Here is an 18,279-nt window from a genome sequence, read left to right as displayed (position 1 = left end):
GGTGGTTGGGGGCAAACGAATGTGCCTTAACAGAGACACATGACACGTTACCAATTGTCAATAATGAGGCGTATTATAACACTATCTTGCGGGTTGAATCTAAAAACCCCAATAATAAATTGTAACCGTAGCAAGACTGCGTTAGTCTGCTGAATATTTAAAACCCATCGAATTAACTGATTCCACATTAGTGGTTAAATATTATGGCTAAAGAAAAAACTCAGCAAGTTCCAACTGTTAGTTTTGAAAACTCGCTTCAAGAGCTAGAGCAGATCGTCTCTCGCCTAGAATCCGGTGATCTTCCCTTAGAAGACGCCCTTAATGAGTTTGAACGTGGTGTTCAAATTGCTAAGCAAGGTCAAAAAGTACTACAGCAAGCTGAGCAACGTGTACAAATTTTGCTAAGTGATGACGAAAATAAACCTCTAGCCGATTTTTCACCTGATACAGAATAAATTATGTCTGAACAACATTTAGATAGCTTTACGCAGCAACAAAAGCAAGCCTACGACAGAGTCAATCAATACCTATTAGATGCCTTAAACGCACTGCCGTTTGCAGACCTTCCACTTGCACAAGCAATGCGTCATGGCACATTATTAGGTGGAAAACGCTTACGCCCATTTTTAACTTATGTCGTCGGTTCTATGTTTGGTGTTAGCCAAGAAAACCTTGATGCCCCAGCTGCCGCAGTCGAATGTATTCATGCTTATTCATTAATCCATGATGATTTACCTGCAATGGATGATGATGATTTGCGTCGTGGCCAACCGACTTGTCATATTAAGTATGGTGAAGGCAATGCGGTACTTGCTGGAGATGCATTGCAAACATTGGCGTTCCAATTACTGTCATCTGCACCAATGCCAGATGTAACAGACAAAGACCGCATAGCCATGATTGCAGAGTTATCATATGCAAGTGGTTTAGCGGGGATGTGTGGTGGGCAAGCTCTTGATTTAGATGCAGAAGGAAAACAAGTCGGCCTTGAATCTCTTGAGCGCATTCATCAACATAAAACAGGTGCGTTGATTCGTGCAGCAATCCGTCTTGGTGCTTTTGCGGCTGGTGAAAAAGGTCAAGAATTACTGCCTGTTTTAGACAAATATGCACAATCCATTGGTCTTGCCTTTCAAGTACAGGACGATATCCTAGACGTTATTGGTGATAGTGAAGTTACGGGTAAACGCCAAGGAACGGATGCCGAACATGAAAAAAGTACCTACCCATCGCTATTAGGCCTTGAAGCAGCACAAAAAAAAGCACGTGAGCTATATCATGATGCGATAGATGCTTTAGAGACTCTCCAGTCCCATGGATATAATATAGACATGCTAAGTGCTTTAGCTAATTTCATTATTGAGCGTAAAAGCTGACAATATGCTTTGCCTTTTGGCGACAAGAAGATCGATAATTACGGTAATTATTACCTTAATGTATCTTCGAATCATGTCTATAGCCCTAAAAAATAGATAGATAACTTCTTAATTATTCGAGTTATAGGTAGACGATAAACGAAGGCAACCCAACAGCACATAGACACTTTATGCGGCTAAAAATTGCAAGAAGGCATTTTATTATGGCTAAGTAAGTTGGGTTTTTTATTAATTATAAGTGAGCAACTAATGAGTATTGATATCGCTAAATATCCAACGCTAGCCTTGGCAGAGACACCAGATGAGCTTCGTCTGTTGCCTAAAGAGAGTTTGCCTAAGCTTTGTGATGAACTCAGACAATTTTTACTGAGTAGCGTGGGTCGCTCTAGCGGTCACTTTGCTTCTGGTCTCGGTGCTGTTGAACTCACCGTCGCATTACATTATGTCTATAAAACCCCGTTTGATAACCTTGTTTGGGATGTCGGCCACCAAGCCTACCCACACAAAATATTGACGGGTCGCCGCGACCGTATTGATACCATCCGTCAGAAAAATGGCTTACACCCTTTCCCATGGCGTGAAGAAAGCGAGTATGACATTTTAAGCGTTGGCCATTCCTCCACATCTATTAGTGCCGGTTTAGGTATGGCCATTGCTGCAGAAAAAGAGCAACAAAGCCGTAAAACGGTTTGTGTTATTGGTGATGGTGCGATCACTGCCGGAATGGCATTTGAAGCGATGAACCATGCAGGGGATGCCGCACCTGACATGTTGGTTATCTTAAATGATAACGAAATGTCTATTTCCGAAAATGTTGGCGCACTCAACAACCACTTAGCTCACTTGCTTTCTGGGAAGCTCTACACAACATTGCGTGAAGGTGGCAAAAAAGTTTTTTCTAACATGCCTCCAATCAAAGAATTACTGAAAAAGACAGAAGAACATATTAAAGGCATGGTTGTACCGGGAACCATGTTTGAAGAATTAGGTTTTAACTATATTGGTCCTGTTGACGGCCATGATGTTGTTGCCTTAGTCCAAACGTTAAAAAATATGCGTGATTTAAAAGGTCCGCAGTTTTTACATATTATGACTAAGAAAGGCCGGGGATATGAGCCGGCAGAAAAAGACCCGATTAGCTGGCACGCGGTTCCTAAATTTGACCCAAGCACATTCACTTTACCTAAAAGCAAAGAGACAGGGCCGACTTTCTCTAAGATTTTTGGTGATTGGCTGTGTGAAGAGGCTAAAGATGATAGCAAATTGATGGCTATCACCCCTGCTATGCGTGAAGGGTCTGGTATGGTCCGCTTTTCTAAAGAATTCCCAGACCAATATTTCGATGTCGCGATCGCTGAACAACATGCGGTCACCTTTGCAGCCGGCCTTGCCATTGGTGGTTATAAACCTATTGTTGCCATCTACTCCACTTTCTTGCAACGCGGTTATGACCAAGTCATTCATGATGTGGCTATCCAGAAGGTTCCGGTCATGTTTGCGATTGACCGAGCAGGCATCGTGGGGGCTGATGGGCAAACTCACCAAGGTTCTTTTGATATTTCATTCCTGCGCTGTATACCAACCATGGTTATCATGGTTCCAAGTGATGAAAATGAGTGCCGCCAAATGCTACATACAGGTTACCATTATCAAGATGGTCCATGTGCGGTACGTTACCCTCGGGGCACAGGAACAGGTGCTGAATTACAGCCGTTATCACCACTACCTATTGGTAAAGGTATTATTCGTCGCCAAGGTGAAAAAGTCGCTATCTTATGCTTTGGCACATTATTAAGCCACGCATTAGTCGCTGCCGAGCAACTCAATGCAACTGTCATTGATATGCGCTTTGTTAAGCCTTTAGACGAAGCCCTGATCCTTGAAATAGCCGAGACTCATGATGTTCTTGTCACTCTCGAAGAAAATGCCATCATGGGTGGTGCAGGTAGCGGCGTGAATGAATTCTTAATGCATGAGAAAAAAATCATTCCAACCTTAAACCTTGGTTTACCTGACTATTTTATTTCTCAAGGTACCCAAGAAGAGCTTATTGCTGAACTGGGCTTAGATTCCACTGGTATTGTTAATTCAATTAATAACTACTTAGCCAAATAATTTTATCTCTAGGGCATTGCATCAACACGCAATGCCCCATTCAATCACAAAGCCAATCACTCTTATTCTCTTTCTTAATATATTAGAAAAATTTTTAACTCTTTGTTATTTTTTAATCGCTAATATTAATTTTACCCCCCCTTATCACATTTATATTATATTTGTAGATCATTACAGTAAAATATAAAACTAAATATAATCAGCTTATCTACAATGATATTCAGCTATTTACCTAAAATCTGAATATAAACAAAACTTTCGTCTTGAATGTAAATCCTCAAAATAAAGACATGCAAATTATTTTAAAATCTATCAATATAATTTCTTATATTTTATCTGACGTAGCCGAAATTCAATGCGAAGTTAAGATGATCCCGAATAAATTATCGGGTCGCGGTTGCCAATATTAAATCGGGAACAAAAGTGGCAATGGATGCTATCCAGGGCGCAGCGCCGTTAACCTGTATTGCCACATCAAAAGAATAAACGCAGGCTTAAGCCTGTGTTTCAGACTGCTGACAAACATATTATGTTTGGCGGCAAGTCGTATACGTTTTGAAAATAAACGAGGAAATCAATTCATTGATTTTCGGCTAATCCAATACGCTAAATAGTTTGCGTTATGGCTAGGCGGCAAGTGAATAAGACCCTAGGAGCATACAAAAGTATGTGACTAGGGCGAATGAACGCGGCCAATAACGCCACAGCGCAAAAAAATATGACGCGTATTTAGTTGGTTGAGAACGGCATAACCTCATACCAAACCAACAACCAAATAGTGAAATACGCAAAAATGGCCGCAATGATATCATCAATCATAATACCAAAACCGCCGCTGACTTTTCGGTCAAAAAACCGTATTGGCCATGGTTTCCACATGTCATAAATACGGAAAATAAAGAATGCGGTGATGACCCACTCATAATCAACAACAGGGATCGCCATTAGCGTAATCCACATCCCGATAAATTCATCCCAAACAATGCTGCCATGGTCATGAATTTTCATATCGTCGGAAGCGCGCTGGCAAATTAGGCAACCAATCCAAAAACCCACGACAATGAGTACCCACACACTCCAAATAGGCATATTTGCCATTAATAACCAAAAAGGTATCGCAGCAAGAGAGCCTATTGTGCCAGGCACAATAGGCGAAAGGCCACTACCAAAGCCCGTAGCCAATAAGTGCCAAGGATTACGCATATTTAGCCGTTTTTTTGCTTCTGCTTTTTCTTGGCGACTTGCCATTCTATGCACCTTCCGAAACAAAATGATCGAAACCTTTTAGGTTTACATCAACTTCTTGGTTATTGCAAAAGTAGCTAATTCCTTCAGACTGCGGCTTAATTTGCCCAATACACGTGAAGCCTGATCCCGTATGCGCTAATGCCATCTCTAACGCCCCACGATTAATTTCAGGAACGGTAAAGCAGAGTTCATAATCTTCACCACCACTCAAAGACCATAAACGCCCTTGTTCAAGACTACAACTTTGTCTCAATGCTTCTGATTGAGGCAATGCATCTAAATTAATGCGTGCGCCACAACCACTCGCTTTCAAAATATGGTTAAGATCAGAAACTAACCCATCCGAAATATCAATTGCTGAAGAAGCCAGGTTTCTCAACGCTTGGCCTTGTAAAATACGTGGCTGCGGACGTAAATGACGCGCAATTAGCCATTCTTGATGTTCTACATTTTCAACATTCAGTTTATCTTGCAAAATAGCTAAGCCTGCCGCGCTATCACCGAGAGTGCCAGTAACATAAATCCAATCACCATTACGCGCTCCTGCGCGAGACATCGCCTTACCATTTGGTACTAAGCCATGAACCGTGTAGGTTAAACTCATTGGCCCGCGTGTTGTATCACCACCAATCAATTGCATTCCATAATAGTTAAGCTGTTCAAACAAACTATCACTAAAGGATTGCAACCAATCACAATCAACGCAAGGCAATGTAATTGCTAAAGAAACCCATGCAGGATCCGCCCCCATCGCCGCAAGGTCACTTAAATTAGAGGCTAATGATTTATAAGCGAGATCAGCTGGTGAAATGGTTGGTAGGAAGTGAATACCAGAAACAAGAGTGTCAGTGCTTACAGCAAGTTGCTGTTTTTCTGGAATGGTCATCAACGCACAGTCATCCCCAATACCGATATTAACATCACGTCGGTTAGTGGTTTGACGGTTAAAATAACGCGCGATGAGGTCAAATTCGCCATATGACATGGTAGATTTTCCGTTTTCGCTATATCTATTTTCGTTTGAGACGAAGCAAATAATTTACACCCTAATAATTCAATAATAGGTAAATAATGCATAATTGCTAACCTAAATAATGTATCTAATTAGCCACAATTATTTTTCGCTCACCTATCATTGAAATATCGCGAGCATATAAACACAAAGGTAGACTGGAACCCAGCCTACCTATTTATTACCGTAGTGCAACAGGAGGGAACCCTGATATTATTATTTTTTACGGCGAACCGCAGGTGCAGCTTTGTCTAACACACCATTAACGAATTTATGGCTATCTTCTGCGCCAAAAACTTTCGCTAATTCAATACCTTCATTGATTGCGACTTTATAAGGTACATCTTCACGGAAACTTAATTCAAACATGGAGACACGTAAAATCGCTTTTTCTACCTGCCCTAACTCTTCGAGCTGACGAGATAAATAAGGCGCCATCAGTTGATCAAGTTTTGTCGCGTTGGTTGCAACACCTGATAACAGTTCACGAAAATAGTTTACGTCGACGTCTGACATGTCCTGTTCAGCAATAAACTCATATTCGACTTCAGCAATTGGATTGCCAGATAATTGCCATGAATAAATGGCCTGTACAGCACACTCACGAGCGCGGCGACGAGCAGCAGGTTTCACAAGATTCCCCTTAAATTTAAAAACTGTACACAAAAAACACTTGTTGCAATGCGTTATCTACACCATTGTGGCGAAAAAACGGCAACATAGAGCTAGTTGTGTATTATTTGCCTTTGATGGCCTTAATTACATTAATCATTTCCAGTGCTGTCAGTGCAGCTTCAGCACCTTTATTACCTGCTTTAGTACCCGCACGTTCAATGGCTTGTTCGATATTTTCAGTGGTTAACACACCAAAAGTCACTGGTACTTCACTGTTCATCGCGACATGAGATAGGCCGGAGCTACATTCACCTGCAACATATTCAAAGTGAGCGGTACCGCCACGAATAACTGTACCTAATGCAATGACGGCATCGTATTTATTCGTTTCAACTAATGCTTTTGTGGTCAACGGCAGTTCATAAGCGCCTGGAACCCACACAATGGTAATGTTGTCATTTGAAACCTGACCAATGCGTTCTAACGCATCAACAGCACCTTCCAGCAGACTATCATTAATAAAGTTGTTAAAACGAGCGATAGCGATAGCAACACGCGCTTGTGGAGCAGCAACAACACCTTTAATTACGTTCATAGCCTTCCTCTAATATTAATTATAACCCGCGGGGCGCGGATTTTATCACATTCTTTCGTGTACCGTACGTATGATTTTCAAAAAAAATACTTACCATACGGGACGAAGCCTGACACGTAGGTCTGGCCCAACTTGCTTCACTTCTGTAAATTCAAATTTTGGCGCATCAATAAGGGCATTAAGCGGAGGGAAGTCCACTAGGCCTCGAGCGCTACTTCCTAATAATTTAGGCGCAATATAGACAACCAGCTCATCCACTAAACCTAACTTAAGCAATGAGCCTGCAAGTTTTGCCCCTGCCTCAACCCAAATACTATTCACATTACGTTTAGCCAGTTGCATCATCAAAATGACCAGATCAGTGCCGCTTTCATCTGCAGGAATAGCAATTTGCTCAACTTGCCCTTGCCATACTGCATTTTCATCTGGGTTTGAACGCACCAACCAACATTCGCCATCTAATTGAGTGACGCTATGCTCAGGAGTCACGCGATTGTGGTTATCTAACACAATGCGGATAGGTTGACGGACTTGTTCTTCAGGGTAAATTTGCTGAATATCGCTAGGTAATTCTTTCCAACGCACCGTTAACGAAGGGTCATCCGCAACCACGGTGCTACTTGTGCTTAAGATAGCACTAGCCTCGGCGCGAAGAGCTTGTACATCTTTACGAGCCGCGGGACTGGTGATCCACTTACTTTCCCCAGAACCAAGGGCGGTTTTGCCATCGAGTGAAGCGGCGAGTTTTAATTGAATATAGGGAAAGCCAGTACGCATACGTTTTAAAAAGCCGCGGTTAGCCGCTTCTGCATCATCTAATAAAACATTACTGCGCGTTTCAATTCCGGCTTGTGACAGCATATACAGGCCACGGCCCGCAACTTGAGGGTTTGGGTCTTGCATGGCAGCGACGACTCGGCTTACACCTGCATTGATCAGCGCTTCTGCGCAAGGCGGGGTACGGCCGTGATGGCTACATGGCTCAAGGGTGACATACGCTGTTGCCCCTTGCGCTTTATCACCGGCCATTCTTAATGCGTGAACCTCAGCATGGGGTTCACCTGCTTTTTGGTGATACCCCTCACCAACAATGACACCATCACGTACAATCACACACCCGACATTTGGGTTAGGTGATGTGGTGAAACGCCCTTTTCGTGCTAATTCAAAGGCACGAGCCATATAAATGTTGTCTTGTTCAATCATTGGCGTTAATCCTGTAATTTAGCGATTTCTTCGCCAAATTCACGCACATCTTCAAAACTGCGATAAACAGAAGCAAAACGGATATAGGCAACTTTATCGAGCTTTTTCAGCTCATCCATAACCAAACCGCCAATTAATTTCGACGGAACCTCACGTTCCCCGGTGGCCCTAAGCTGGGATTTAATCGAAATAATGGCTTGTTCAATAGCATCAGAACTTACAGGGCGTTTTTCTAATGCCTTTTGCATGCCTCGGTTAAGCTTTTCTTCATCAAAAGGTTCGCGAATATCATCGCTTTTAATGACCCTAGGCATGACAAGTTCAGCAACTTCAAAGGTTGTGAAGCGTTCATGACAAAGTAAGCATTGGCGGCGTCTACGGACTTGGGACCCTTCACCGACCAGACGCGAGTCAATAACTTTCGTATCTACAGCTGAGCAGAATGGGCAGTGCATAGCGTTTCCTGAATCTATTTAGGGGGTGTTAGTTTACCCTACTATGTAAGAAAAAACACCCTAGAAGATGCCTCCTAGGGTGTTCTCGTTGCTCTTCATATTTCGCGTTGTAAGGGTGCTAGTATCGTTTATTACCCCTAGTCACATACTTATGTATGTCCCTAGGGATATCGTTCACTGGCTGCCTACTCACAACACGAACTATTTTAAGAACTAAGGCAGTAATGACTCTTGGTCTGCGCCTTCTTTTTCGACTTTCGCTTGCATCAAGTGTTCACGCTTCATACCCATCTTCAGTGCTAATGCAGAAGCCACGTAAATAGATGAGATAGTACCGATAGTTACACCGATTAACATCACCAATGAGAAGCCTTCCAACATTGCACCGCCAAATAGGTACAGCATCAGAACCACTAATAACGTGGTGGCTGATGTCATGATGGTACGGCTCAATGTTTGCGTCAAAGAGACGTTCATGATTTCGTATGGTGTACCACGGCGAATTTTACGGAAGTTCTCACGGATACGGTCTGATACAACGATACTGTCGTTCAGTGAATAACCGATAACCGACATCAATGATGCCACGATGGTCATATCTATCTCAATATGGAACAGAGACAGAATGCCTAAAGTAATTACCACGTCATGCGCGAGTGATAATACCGCACCCGCAGCTAAGCGCCATTCAAAACGGAAGCCGACATAAATCAAGATACAAATCAACGCAGTTAACAGAGCTAAAGCCCCTGTTTGCGCCAACTCAGCACCGACACTCGGCCCAACGAATTCAATACGCTTAACAGTTGCTTTGTCATCCACGCTCTGGTTGATGATTGTGATAATTTCTTTCCCAACTTCTTGACCCGCAGTGCCTTCAATTGGCGGAATGCGGATCATGATGTCGCGGCTACTACCAAAGTTTTGGATTAGTGGATCTTTATGGTTCGAGTTAGACAAGCTATCACGAATTTTATCCAAATCAGCTGGCTGACTTAAGTTGATTTCAATGACCGTACCACCAGTGAAATCTAAGCCCCAGTTAAAACCTTTGACGCCAATAATCACAAAAGAAGCAATCAGTAATACGATAGAAATACTAAAGGCAACGTTGTCCCAGCGCATAAAGTCATAAACTTTACGACCATAGTTCAATTGTTCAACAGAATAATCCTGTGCCACAACGTGCTCCTTAAATTGACAGCTTGTTAATACGTTTACCGCCGTAAAGCAGGTTCACAATAGCACGTGTACCGACAATAGCTGTAAACATAGAGGTTGCGACACCAATCGCTGTCGTAATCGCAAAGCCTTTAATCGACCCTGTACCCACCGCATAAAGAATAATGGCTGTAATCAGTGTCGTTAAGTTTGCGTCTGTAATACTTGAGAAGGCGCCTTTATAGCCTTCATGAATCGCTTGCTGGACAGACCGCCCATTTCGCAACTCTTCTTTTATCCGTTCATTAATGAGAACGTTCGCATCGACGGCAACCGCAAGGGTTAACACGATACCGGCAATACCTGGCATGGTAAGTGTCGCGCCCGGTAATAAGGACATTACACCAACAATTAGCACCAAGTTAGCCAACAGCGCGCTACTCGCAATCAAACCAAATTTACGATAGTAAATAATCATAAACAGGATTGAAGCTAACAGACCTGCAATACAAGCTTTTAGCCCTTGCTCGATATTTTGCATACCCAGTGTTGGACCTATGGTACGTTCTTCAACAATTTGGATTGGTGCAATCAACGCACCTGCACGTAACAGTAATGAAAGCTGGCGAGCTTCAGTACCATTAGTAATACCCGTAATACGGAATTTACTACCAAAACGCGCAGAAATACGTGCCGCATTGATGACTTTTTCATCTTTCACCAAAATTGAACGGCCCGTTGCGTCTTTTTTGCCACTGTCTTTGTATTCAACAAACAGCGTTGCCATCAGCTTGTCTTGGTTATCACGTGTAAAATCAGACATGATAGAACCACCAGCACTATCAAGGCTGATACTTACTTGTGGTTGACCATTTTCATCCGCTTCAGAGGTTGAATCCGTAATATGGTCACCCGTTAAGATCACACGCTTATATAACACGTAAGGCATGCCTTCACGGTCATATTTAACTTCTGAGTCACCTGGTACACGGCCACTTTCTGCTGCTGAAGAATCGACTGAAGTATTCACCAAACGGAATTCTAATGTCGCAGTCGCACCTAAAATCTCTTTTGCACGAGCGGTATCTTGAATACCCGGTAATTCAACGACAATTCGGTCAGCACCTTGGCGTTGAACAAGTGGCTCCGCAACACCTAATTGGTTTACACGGTTGCGAATAATAGTGATGTTCTGAGAAACCGCATAGTTACGAGCTTCACGTAAGCGCTCGTCGGTCATAACAGCAATCATCGTGTTATCGCTGCCATCACTAAAGACTAAATCAGGGTATTTACGAGACAATGCTTTTTCAGCTTGGCTACGATCATCCGCGTTACGAAAGCGAACTTCCACGCTGTAATCATTGCCTTTACGAATAGAAGAGTACGCAATGCCTTCTTGACGTAGGTCATTACGCAAACCATCCATGTTTTGTTCCTGCAATTTACCTAATGCAGTGTCCATATCAACTTCCATCAGGAAGTGAACCCCACCACGCAGATCAAGACCAAGCTTCATCGGTTCACCACCGATAGCTTCGAGCCACTTAGGCGTTGCAGGTGCAAGGTTTAATGCAACAACATACTGGTCACCCAGTGCATTCATGATCACTTCACGCGCACGTAACTGAACATCAGAGTTGTTGAATCGGGCTAAAATCGCCCCATTTTCTAGAGAGATAGATTTACTCTCAATTTTATCGTCTTTTAACGATTTTTGGACTTGGATCAGCGTTTGTTCATTGGCGGCGGTTCCCCGCACGCCAGTGATCTGAACAGCCGGATCCTCACCATATAGGTTTGGAAGCGCATAAAGCAAACCGATGAGGATCGCACAGATCAACATCAGATACTTCCACAAAGGATAACGGTTTAGCACGGCAGTTCCCTTCGGGAGAATCAGAATTAAATTGCTTTCATTGTGCCTTTAGGTAAAACAGCAGCAACGAAATCACGTTTGATGGTTACTTCTGTGTTCTCACTCAGCTCAAGAACCACATAACCGGTTTCAGACACTTTAGTTACACGTCCGATTAAACCACCAGTTGTTAAAACTTCATCACCTTTAGTGATAGATTCCATCAATTTACGGTGTTCTTTCGCACGTTTTTGCTGTGGACGCAAAATCATGAAATAGAAGATCAGCGCGAAAACAACAAGCATGATAACCATGGTGTATGGACTACCCTGCGCTGGTGCACCTGCTGACGCCGCCGCTTCAGAAATAAAAAAACTCATTCAACTTTCCTCATTGTTTTATTGAAAGCAATTTTACATACAAAAAAGCTAAGTTTGATATGCTACACAGATTAGTGGCATTTCGCACTTAAATTCACTCGATATTTAATGAAGGTTCGGGTTTACCAATCTTTTGGTAAAAATCTTTAGCAAACTCTTCAAAATTCCCATTTTCAATGGCTTGGCGAATACCTGCCATCAAACGCTGGTAATAACGTAAATTATGGATGGTATTGAGCCTTGCACCAAGGATTTCATTACATCTATCAAGGTGATGCAGATAAGCACGGCTATAATGACGGCAAGTATAGCAGTCGCAATCAGCATCCAGTGTTGATGTGTCTGATTTATACTTAGCATTACGAATTTTTACCACGCCATTTGTCACAAATAAATGCCCATTTCGTGCATTTCGTGTTGGCATCACACAATCGAACATATCGATACCACGGCGAACCCCTTCCACTAAGTCTTCCGGTTTCCCTACACCCATTAAATAGCGTGGTTTTTCTGCCGGAATTTGTGGGCAGACGTGCTCTAAAATACGGTGCATATCTTCTTTCGGTTCGCCTACGGCTAAGCCGCCTACAGCGTACCCATCAAAGCCGATTTCCACCAGCCCCTTAACTGAAATATCACGTAAATCTTCGTAAACACTGCCTTGAATGATACCAAACAGGGCATTTTTGTTGTTCAGTTCGTCAAAACGTTGACGACTACGTGCAGCCCAACGCAGCGACATTTCCATGGATGTCTTTGCATAGTCCCAATCCGCAGGGTATGGCGTACATTCGTCAAAAATCATGACAATGTCTGAGCCGAGGTCATACTGAATTTCCATCGATTTTTCAGGGCTTAGGAAAACTTTTTCACCGTTGATAGGGTTGCGAAAATGCACCCCTTCTTCTTTAATTTTGCGCATCGCACCAAGACTAAAGACTTGAAAGCCACCTGAATCGGTTAAAATTGGCCCTTGCCATTGCATAAAGTCATGGAGATCGCCATGTAACTTCATGATTTCTTGACCTGGACGTAACCACAGGTGGAAAGTATTCCCTAATAAGATTTGAGCACCAGTTTCTTTGACTTCTTCAGGGGTCATCCCCTTAACTGTACCGTAGGTTCCTACTGGCATAAATGCAGGGGTTTCCACCACACCACGCTCAAATACTAAGCGACCACGGCGTGCATTGCCGTCAGTCGTTTGTAATTCATATTTCACATTTGCCTCCTAGCAGCAGAAAAACAGTCTGTTGCTATCGATAATATTAATTTGCTAAGCAAGCAGCCGATGCCACCGCTTAAAACTGATTACTCACCAATTTTCTCAAATCGAGCATTTGAATTGGGGGTAATGAACATTGCATCGCCATAACTAAAGAAACGGTATTTTTGTTCCACCGCCTCTTTATATGCGTTCATAGTATTTTTATATCCAGCAAACGCAGAAACCAACATAATTAATGTAGATTCAGGTAAGTGGAAATTGGTGATTAGTGCATCTATCACCTGATATTCATACCCTGGGTAAATAAAGATTTGGGTATCATCAAAAAATGGAGCAATTAAAGCGTCTTGGCTTGCTTTTGCGGCACTTTCTAGTGACCGAACAGATGTCGTTCCAACGGCGATAACGCGATTACCTCGAGCTTTACAGGCTAAAACGGCATCCACGACCTCTTGTGGCACTTCTGCATATTCAGAATGCATAATGTGATCTTCGATAGTATCAACACGTACTGGTTGAAAGGTGCCGGCTCCCACATGCAATGTCACAAACGCCATTTCTACGCCTTTTTGGCGCAATGCTTCAAGTAACGGCTCATCAAAGTGTAAACCTGCCGTTGGTGCTGCGACAGCCCCCGGTTTTTCACTATACACAGTTTGATAAAGTTCTTTATCTGACTCTTCATCAGGGCGGTCAATATAAGGTGGCAAAGGCATATGACCAATTTGGTTTAGGATGCTCAGTACATCACGTTCATCGTCAAAACGTAGTTCAAACAATGCACCATGACGCGCGACCATCGTCGCCTTCACGCTTTCATCTTCACCTAGCAGTAATTCAGCCCCTTCTTTTGGTGCTTTTGATGCCCTAACATGAGCAAGTACGTGGTGTTCGTCCAACATACGTTCAATCAGAACTTCAATTTTACCGCCGCTAACCTTGCGCCCAAATAACCGTGCTGGGATCACGCGAGTGTTATTGAACACTAGCAAGTCACCGTGCTCCAGTTTTTCTAGAATATCGGTAAAAACACCATGCGTGAGCTGCCCGGAGCCACCATCGAGGCTTAATAAGCGGCAAGCACTGCGCTCAGCCTGTGGATAATGGGCAATCAGTTCTTCAGGTAATTCAAAAGTAAAATCAGAAACACGCATTGTATTGACATCAATCTAAAAAAAACAGGCAACTAGTCTAGTGCCGCACCGACTTTGGCGCAAGAAATAAGCGCAAAATCGCACAAAAAAACACCATTATTTAACAAATATTTTGTTAGCAAAAAATTCTGTATGCTATTTATCCATTCAAAGAATGAATTATTTCAATTTTACTCAACTTTTATGACACATTAACTCCCGTCTTTTTTCTTTTTCTTTTTCTTTTTCTTTTTCTTTTTCTTTTTCTTTTTCTTTTTCTTTTTCTACTAAATAAATATACCCCATGAATTTCGAATTAGAGCAAGGCAGCAAGCAAATTGATCCCTAGGAGCATACATCAGTATGTGACTAGGGTCGGTTTGTGCAGCTAACACGGCTATAATTTGAAAGGCATCGGGTATATCATAGGAGGATGAATTACCTAGCTCACCTCCACCTGGCCCACCTCGCTGACAGCTCCCTACTCGGCAACATCATGGCTGACTACGTCCGCGGTAACCCTACGGGCCTTTATTCATCCGACATTGTCTCTGGTATCTTTATGCATCGAGCCGTCGACCGCATTACAGATACCCACCCTTTAGTCAAAGAAGCTAAACGGTTGTTTCGTGATGAATATCGCCGTGTTGCGCCTATAACCTTGGATTTAGTCTGGGATCATTTTTTATCTTTGCATTGGTCAACTATTGAGCCTTCAATATCACTAATGGACTTTGTACGTGACTGCCGAACAATAATTGAGCCTCAACTTTGTCATACCCCTGAAAAATTTCAGGAGTTAAATGAATACCTTTGGCCCCAACAGTGGCTGATACGTTATGCAGATAAAAATTATATTGGAAAATCATTGAATGGAATGGCAAAAAGGCGCCCCAAGCTCAGCGCGCTAAGCGGTTCATTTAACGACTTTTTATTACAGTATGATGCGTTAGAAAATATTTTCTTTCAATTTTACCCAGAAATGATGGCTAATGCACTGCAACATTTTTTTGTACAGAATGTCACAATTAACACAAAGGAATAAATTAAAGCTTGCACTTTAGCGGAATAAAACTATCTTATTGATATTAATTTAATAAACCAGTATTATTGATAGCCAAAACCTATCACAATAATCGGTTTAAATGTCTTTATTATCAAAAGATATTTTTTTATTCTTTTAGCGGACTATGTCCATATTATTTGTCAGTGATTAAAATTTTTCAGTGATTGAATAAATAGGATAAAAAACTTTAATTCAAACTCATAGGAGTAAATTATGGTTCTGGTAACACGTCAAGCCCCCGACTTTACTGCTGCAGCTGTTTTAGGTAACGGTGAAATTGTTGATAACTTCAACCTGAAAACCCACCTGAACGGCCGTCCAGCTGTGATCTTCTTCTGGCCAATGGACTTTACTTTCGTTTGTCCTTCAGAGCTGATCGCATTCGACCACCGCTACGAAGAATTCAAAAAACGTGGCGTAGAAGTTGTTGGTGTTTCTTTTGACTCTGAGTTTGTTCATAACGCATGGCGTAAAACACCAGTCGATAACGGCGGTATTGGCGAAGTTAAATACCCAATGGTTGCTGATATCAAACGCGAAATCATCAAAGCTTACGGTATCGAACACCCAGATGCAGGCGTTGCACTGCGTGGTTCTTTCCTCGTTGACAAAAACGGTGTTGTCCGTCACCAAGTCGTTAATGACTTGCCATTAGGCCGTAACATTGACGAAATGCTGCGTATGGTTGACGCGCTGCAATTCCACGAAGAGCACGGTGATGTTTGCCCAGCTCAGTGGGAAAAAGGCCAAGAAGGTATGAACGCATCTCCAAAAGGCGTTGCTGACTACCTGACTAAAAACTCTGCAAAACTGTAATTCGTTACGCAAGTTTTTGAAAAGCGGGCATTAGGCCCGCTTTTTACTTTTTGTGAACCAAGTCTATTTTTTCTCTTCCTATTAGCAATTATTCCACTCAGTTAACAATTCTTAACTCAAATACTCAATGTTTTGTATTATTGTGTGCTATACATTAAAAACACAAATAATTAACAAATTATTCATATTGAGTATTTGTGCAATAGAACACTTCAATTAACCTTAACTGGGAGATACGAATGATAAAAACATCATTACGCCCTGCGGTTCTACTTCTTTCCTTACTCCTAACCAGTCAACTCTATGCCGCCTCCGAACCTGCGGTCGAAGCGAAAAAAGGCATGGTTGTTTCTTCCCAACACCTAGCATCGCAAATTGGAGCGGACATTCTCAAGTCAGGCGGTAATGCCATTGATGCAGCCGTTGCGGTAGGTTATGCACAAGCGGTTGTTAACCCTTGTTGTGGCAATATCGGCGGTGGTGGCTTTATGACCATTCACCTAGCTGATGGCAAAGACTTATTCATCAACTTTAGAGAAACTGCCCCCGGTGCCGCTAGCGCAGATATGTATCTAGATAAAGATGGTCAGCTTATAAAAGATGCCAGTTTGTATGGCTACCTCGCATCTGGCGTACCAGGTACCGTTAAAGGCCTAGACTATGCCCTAGAGAAATATGGGACAATGAGCCGCCAGCAGGTGATGGCACCCGCCATAAAATTAGCAAGAGAAGGCTTTACTCTAACCCGCGCAGATACTGATGTCCTCGACACCACAACAGAGCGTTTTAAACAAGACCCAGAAGTCGCGCGTATCTTCTTAAAACCCGATGGCAGTGCCTTCCAACCAGGCGACTTATTGGTCCAAACCGATTTAGCTAACACGCTAGAAAAAATTGCCCAAAATGGCCCATCTGCCTTTTATGAAGGAGAAATCCCCAAAATTGTTGAAGAAGCATCCAAGAAAAATGGCGGAATTTTAACAGCAAAAGATTTTGCGGATTTTACCATCACGGATACAGCGCCAGTGAGCTGCACCTATAGAGGCTATCAATTTATTTCAGCGCCACCACCAAGTTCAGGTGGAGTGACTATCTGCCAAACACTTAATATCTTAGAAGGTTATGACCTAAAGGAAATGGGCTTTAACTCTGCGGACTATATTCATACTCTAACGGAAGCGATGCGTCATGCTTATATGGATAGAAATACGTTCTTAGGGGATCCTAAATTTGTCGATAACCCAACGGAAAAATTACTGAGTAAAGCTTACGCAGAAGAGTTACGTAAAGAAATCAAACCCAACCAAGCAACACCATCAACCCAAGTTCAACCGGGAATGGGGCCACACGAAAAACCTGAAACCACGCACTATTCTGTCGTCGATGAGAAAGGAAATGCAGTATCAACCACTTATACCATTAATGGCCGTTTTGGCTCTGTGGTGATCCCGCCCGGAACTGGCTTTTTCTTAAACGATGAAATGGATGATTTCACCACCAAAGTGGGCGAAAAAAACCTATATGGTTTAGTACAGGGTGAACGCAATTCTATTGCACCCGGTAAACGACCACTCTCATCCATGAGCCCAACTATTGTGACGAAAGATGGCAAAGTGTTCTTAGTGCTAGGTTCACCGGGAGGCTCACGGATTATTTCAATTACGCTGCAAACCGCTTTAAATATTATCGACCATGGTATGCCGCCACAAGAAGCGGTTAATGCACCACGCATTCACCACCAGTGGCTCCCTGATGAGGTTTATTATGAGCAAAGAGGCGTTTCTAAAGACACCTTAGCGCTGCTGGACAAAATGGGATACAAGATGGTTGAACAAACACCATGGGGTGCCGCTGAGTTGATTATGGTCGCGATCCCTGAAGGTGCGGGCGTCAGTGCAAAATCATCCGGTAATGATTCCGCAGTTTCAGGAAAAGTACGTGAAGGCTTTATTTATGGCTCTAACGATGTACGCCGTCCAGCAGGTAGCGCTGTTGGTGTCGATTAACGGGCAAAT

Annotated in this window: 17 protein-coding genes and 1 pseudogene; 7 read left to right on the top strand and 11 right to left on the bottom strand. The window is 42.7% G+C overall.

Annotation, left to right across the window (positions count from 1 at the left end):
- The first annotated feature begins 203 nt into the window (after positions 1-203).
- From xseB to M0M83_RS04090, 4 genes and pseudogenes are all read left to right on the top strand, one after another.
- Positions 204-455, top strand: a complete 252-nt coding sequence (gene xseB / locus M0M83_RS04105; RefSeq protein WP_248467676.1) for an exodeoxyribonuclease VII small subunit — start codon at positions 204-206, stop codon at positions 453-455.
- A 3-nt stretch (positions 456-458) separates the two neighbouring features.
- Positions 459-1,376, top strand: a complete 918-nt coding sequence (gene ispA, locus M0M83_RS04100; RefSeq protein ID WP_248467675.1) for a (2E,6E)-farnesyl diphosphate synthase — start codon at positions 459-461, stop codon at positions 1,374-1,376.
- Positions 1,377-1,625: 249 nt separating this feature from the next.
- Positions 1,626-3,491, top strand: a complete 1,866-nt coding sequence (dxs, locus tag M0M83_RS04095; RefSeq protein ID WP_248467674.1) for a 1-deoxy-D-xylulose-5-phosphate synthase — start codon at positions 1,626-1,628, stop codon at positions 3,489-3,491.
- Between the two features lie 305 nt (positions 3,492-3,796).
- Positions 3,797-3,951, top strand: a pseudogene (locus tag M0M83_RS04090) (carnitine metabolism transcriptional regulator CaiF); the annotation flags it as partial.
- A 269-nt stretch (positions 3,952-4,220) separates the two neighbouring features.
- Here M0M83_RS04090 and pgpA read toward each other — a convergent pair.
- From pgpA to queA, 11 genes are all read right to left on the bottom strand, one after another.
- The gene (pgpA, locus tag M0M83_RS04085) at positions 4,221-4,739 is read right to left on the bottom strand and encodes a phosphatidylglycerophosphatase A (protein ID WP_248467673.1); all 519 of its coding nucleotides are present in this window, start codon (positions 4,737-4,739) and stop codon (positions 4,221-4,223) included.
- 1 nt (position 4,740) lies between these two features.
- Entirely contained in the window at positions 4,741-5,724 is a 984-nt protein-coding gene (gene thiL / locus M0M83_RS04080; RefSeq protein ID WP_213912943.1) for a thiamine-phosphate kinase, read from the bottom strand.
- 243 nt (positions 5,725-5,967) lie between these two features.
- Positions 5,968-6,384 carry a transcription antitermination factor NusB gene (gene nusB / locus M0M83_RS04075; protein WP_036958557.1) on the bottom strand — a complete coding sequence of 139 codons (417 nt, stop codon included), beginning with the start codon at positions 6,382-6,384 and terminating at the stop codon, positions 5,968-5,970.
- Between the two features lie 103 nt (positions 6,385-6,487).
- Positions 6,488-6,961 carry a 6,7-dimethyl-8-ribityllumazine synthase gene (gene ribE, locus M0M83_RS04070; RefSeq protein ID WP_004905531.1) on the bottom strand — a complete coding sequence of 158 codons (474 nt, stop codon included), beginning with the start codon at positions 6,959-6,961 and terminating at the stop codon, positions 6,488-6,490.
- A gap of 90 nt (positions 6,962-7,051) precedes the next feature.
- Entirely contained in the window at positions 7,052-8,167 is a 1,116-nt protein-coding gene (ribD, locus tag M0M83_RS04065) for a bifunctional diaminohydroxyphosphoribosylaminopyrimidine deaminase/5-amino-6-(5-phosphoribosylamino)uracil reductase RibD (RefSeq protein ID WP_248467672.1), read from the bottom strand.
- 5 nt (positions 8,168-8,172) lie between these two features.
- A complete protein-coding gene (nrdR, locus tag M0M83_RS04060) occupies positions 8,173-8,622 on the bottom strand; it encodes a transcriptional regulator NrdR (RefSeq protein WP_125891953.1) in 450 nt (149 codons plus the stop codon).
- Between the two features lie 213 nt (positions 8,623-8,835).
- Complete coding sequence (gene secF, locus M0M83_RS04055) at positions 8,836-9,804, bottom strand: protein translocase subunit SecF (RefSeq protein ID WP_125891952.1); 969 nt, start codon at positions 9,802-9,804, stop codon at positions 8,836-8,838.
- A gap of 10 nt (positions 9,805-9,814) precedes the next feature.
- Positions 9,815-11,662: a protein translocase subunit SecD gene (gene secD / locus M0M83_RS04050; protein ID WP_125891951.1), complete on the bottom strand. Its 1,848-nt coding sequence runs from the start codon at positions 11,660-11,662 to the stop codon at positions 9,815-9,817.
- A 26-nt stretch (positions 11,663-11,688) separates the two neighbouring features.
- On the bottom strand, positions 11,689-12,021 hold the full coding sequence (gene yajC, locus M0M83_RS04045; protein ID WP_004905542.1) for a preprotein translocase subunit YajC: 333 nt from the start codon (positions 12,019-12,021) through the stop codon (positions 11,689-11,691).
- Between the two features lie 94 nt (positions 12,022-12,115).
- Positions 12,116-13,243, bottom strand: a complete 1,128-nt coding sequence (tgt, locus tag M0M83_RS04040; protein WP_102139012.1) for a tRNA guanosine(34) transglycosylase Tgt — start codon at positions 13,241-13,243, stop codon at positions 12,116-12,118.
- Between the two features lie 89 nt (positions 13,244-13,332).
- Entirely contained in the window at positions 13,333-14,403 is a 1,071-nt protein-coding gene (queA, locus tag M0M83_RS04035) for a tRNA preQ1(34) S-adenosylmethionine ribosyltransferase-isomerase QueA (protein ID WP_213912945.1), read from the bottom strand.
- Positions 14,404-14,815: 412 nt separating this feature from the next.
- On the opposite strand from queA, the gene M0M83_RS04030 reads away from it, so the two are divergent.
- The 3 genes from M0M83_RS04030 (at position 14,816) to ggt (ending at position 18,270) form a co-directional block, all read left to right on the top strand.
- Positions 14,816-15,427 carry an ACP phosphodiesterase gene (locus M0M83_RS04030; RefSeq protein WP_213912946.1) on the top strand — a complete coding sequence of 204 codons (612 nt, stop codon included), beginning with the start codon at positions 14,816-14,818 and terminating at the stop codon, positions 15,425-15,427.
- A gap of 234 nt (positions 15,428-15,661) precedes the next feature.
- Positions 15,662-16,264 (top strand): peroxiredoxin C, encoded by a 603-nt coding sequence (locus M0M83_RS04025; protein ID WP_004905550.1) that lies wholly within the window; start codon positions 15,662-15,664, stop codon positions 16,262-16,264.
- A 239-nt stretch (positions 16,265-16,503) separates the two neighbouring features.
- On the top strand, positions 16,504-18,270 hold the full coding sequence (gene ggt / locus M0M83_RS04020) for a gamma-glutamyltransferase (RefSeq protein ID WP_248467670.1): 1,767 nt from the start codon (positions 16,504-16,506) through the stop codon (positions 18,268-18,270).
- The last annotated feature ends 9 nt before the right edge of the window (positions 18,271-18,279 follow it).

This window comes from Providencia rettgeri, assembly GCF_023205015.1.
In the GTDB taxonomy this organism is placed as follows: domain Bacteria; phylum Pseudomonadota; class Gammaproteobacteria; order Enterobacterales; family Enterobacteriaceae; genus Providencia; species Providencia rettgeri_E.
Note: the sequence above shows the minus strand (reverse complement) of the source record. Positions and strands in the feature narration are given on the sequence as shown.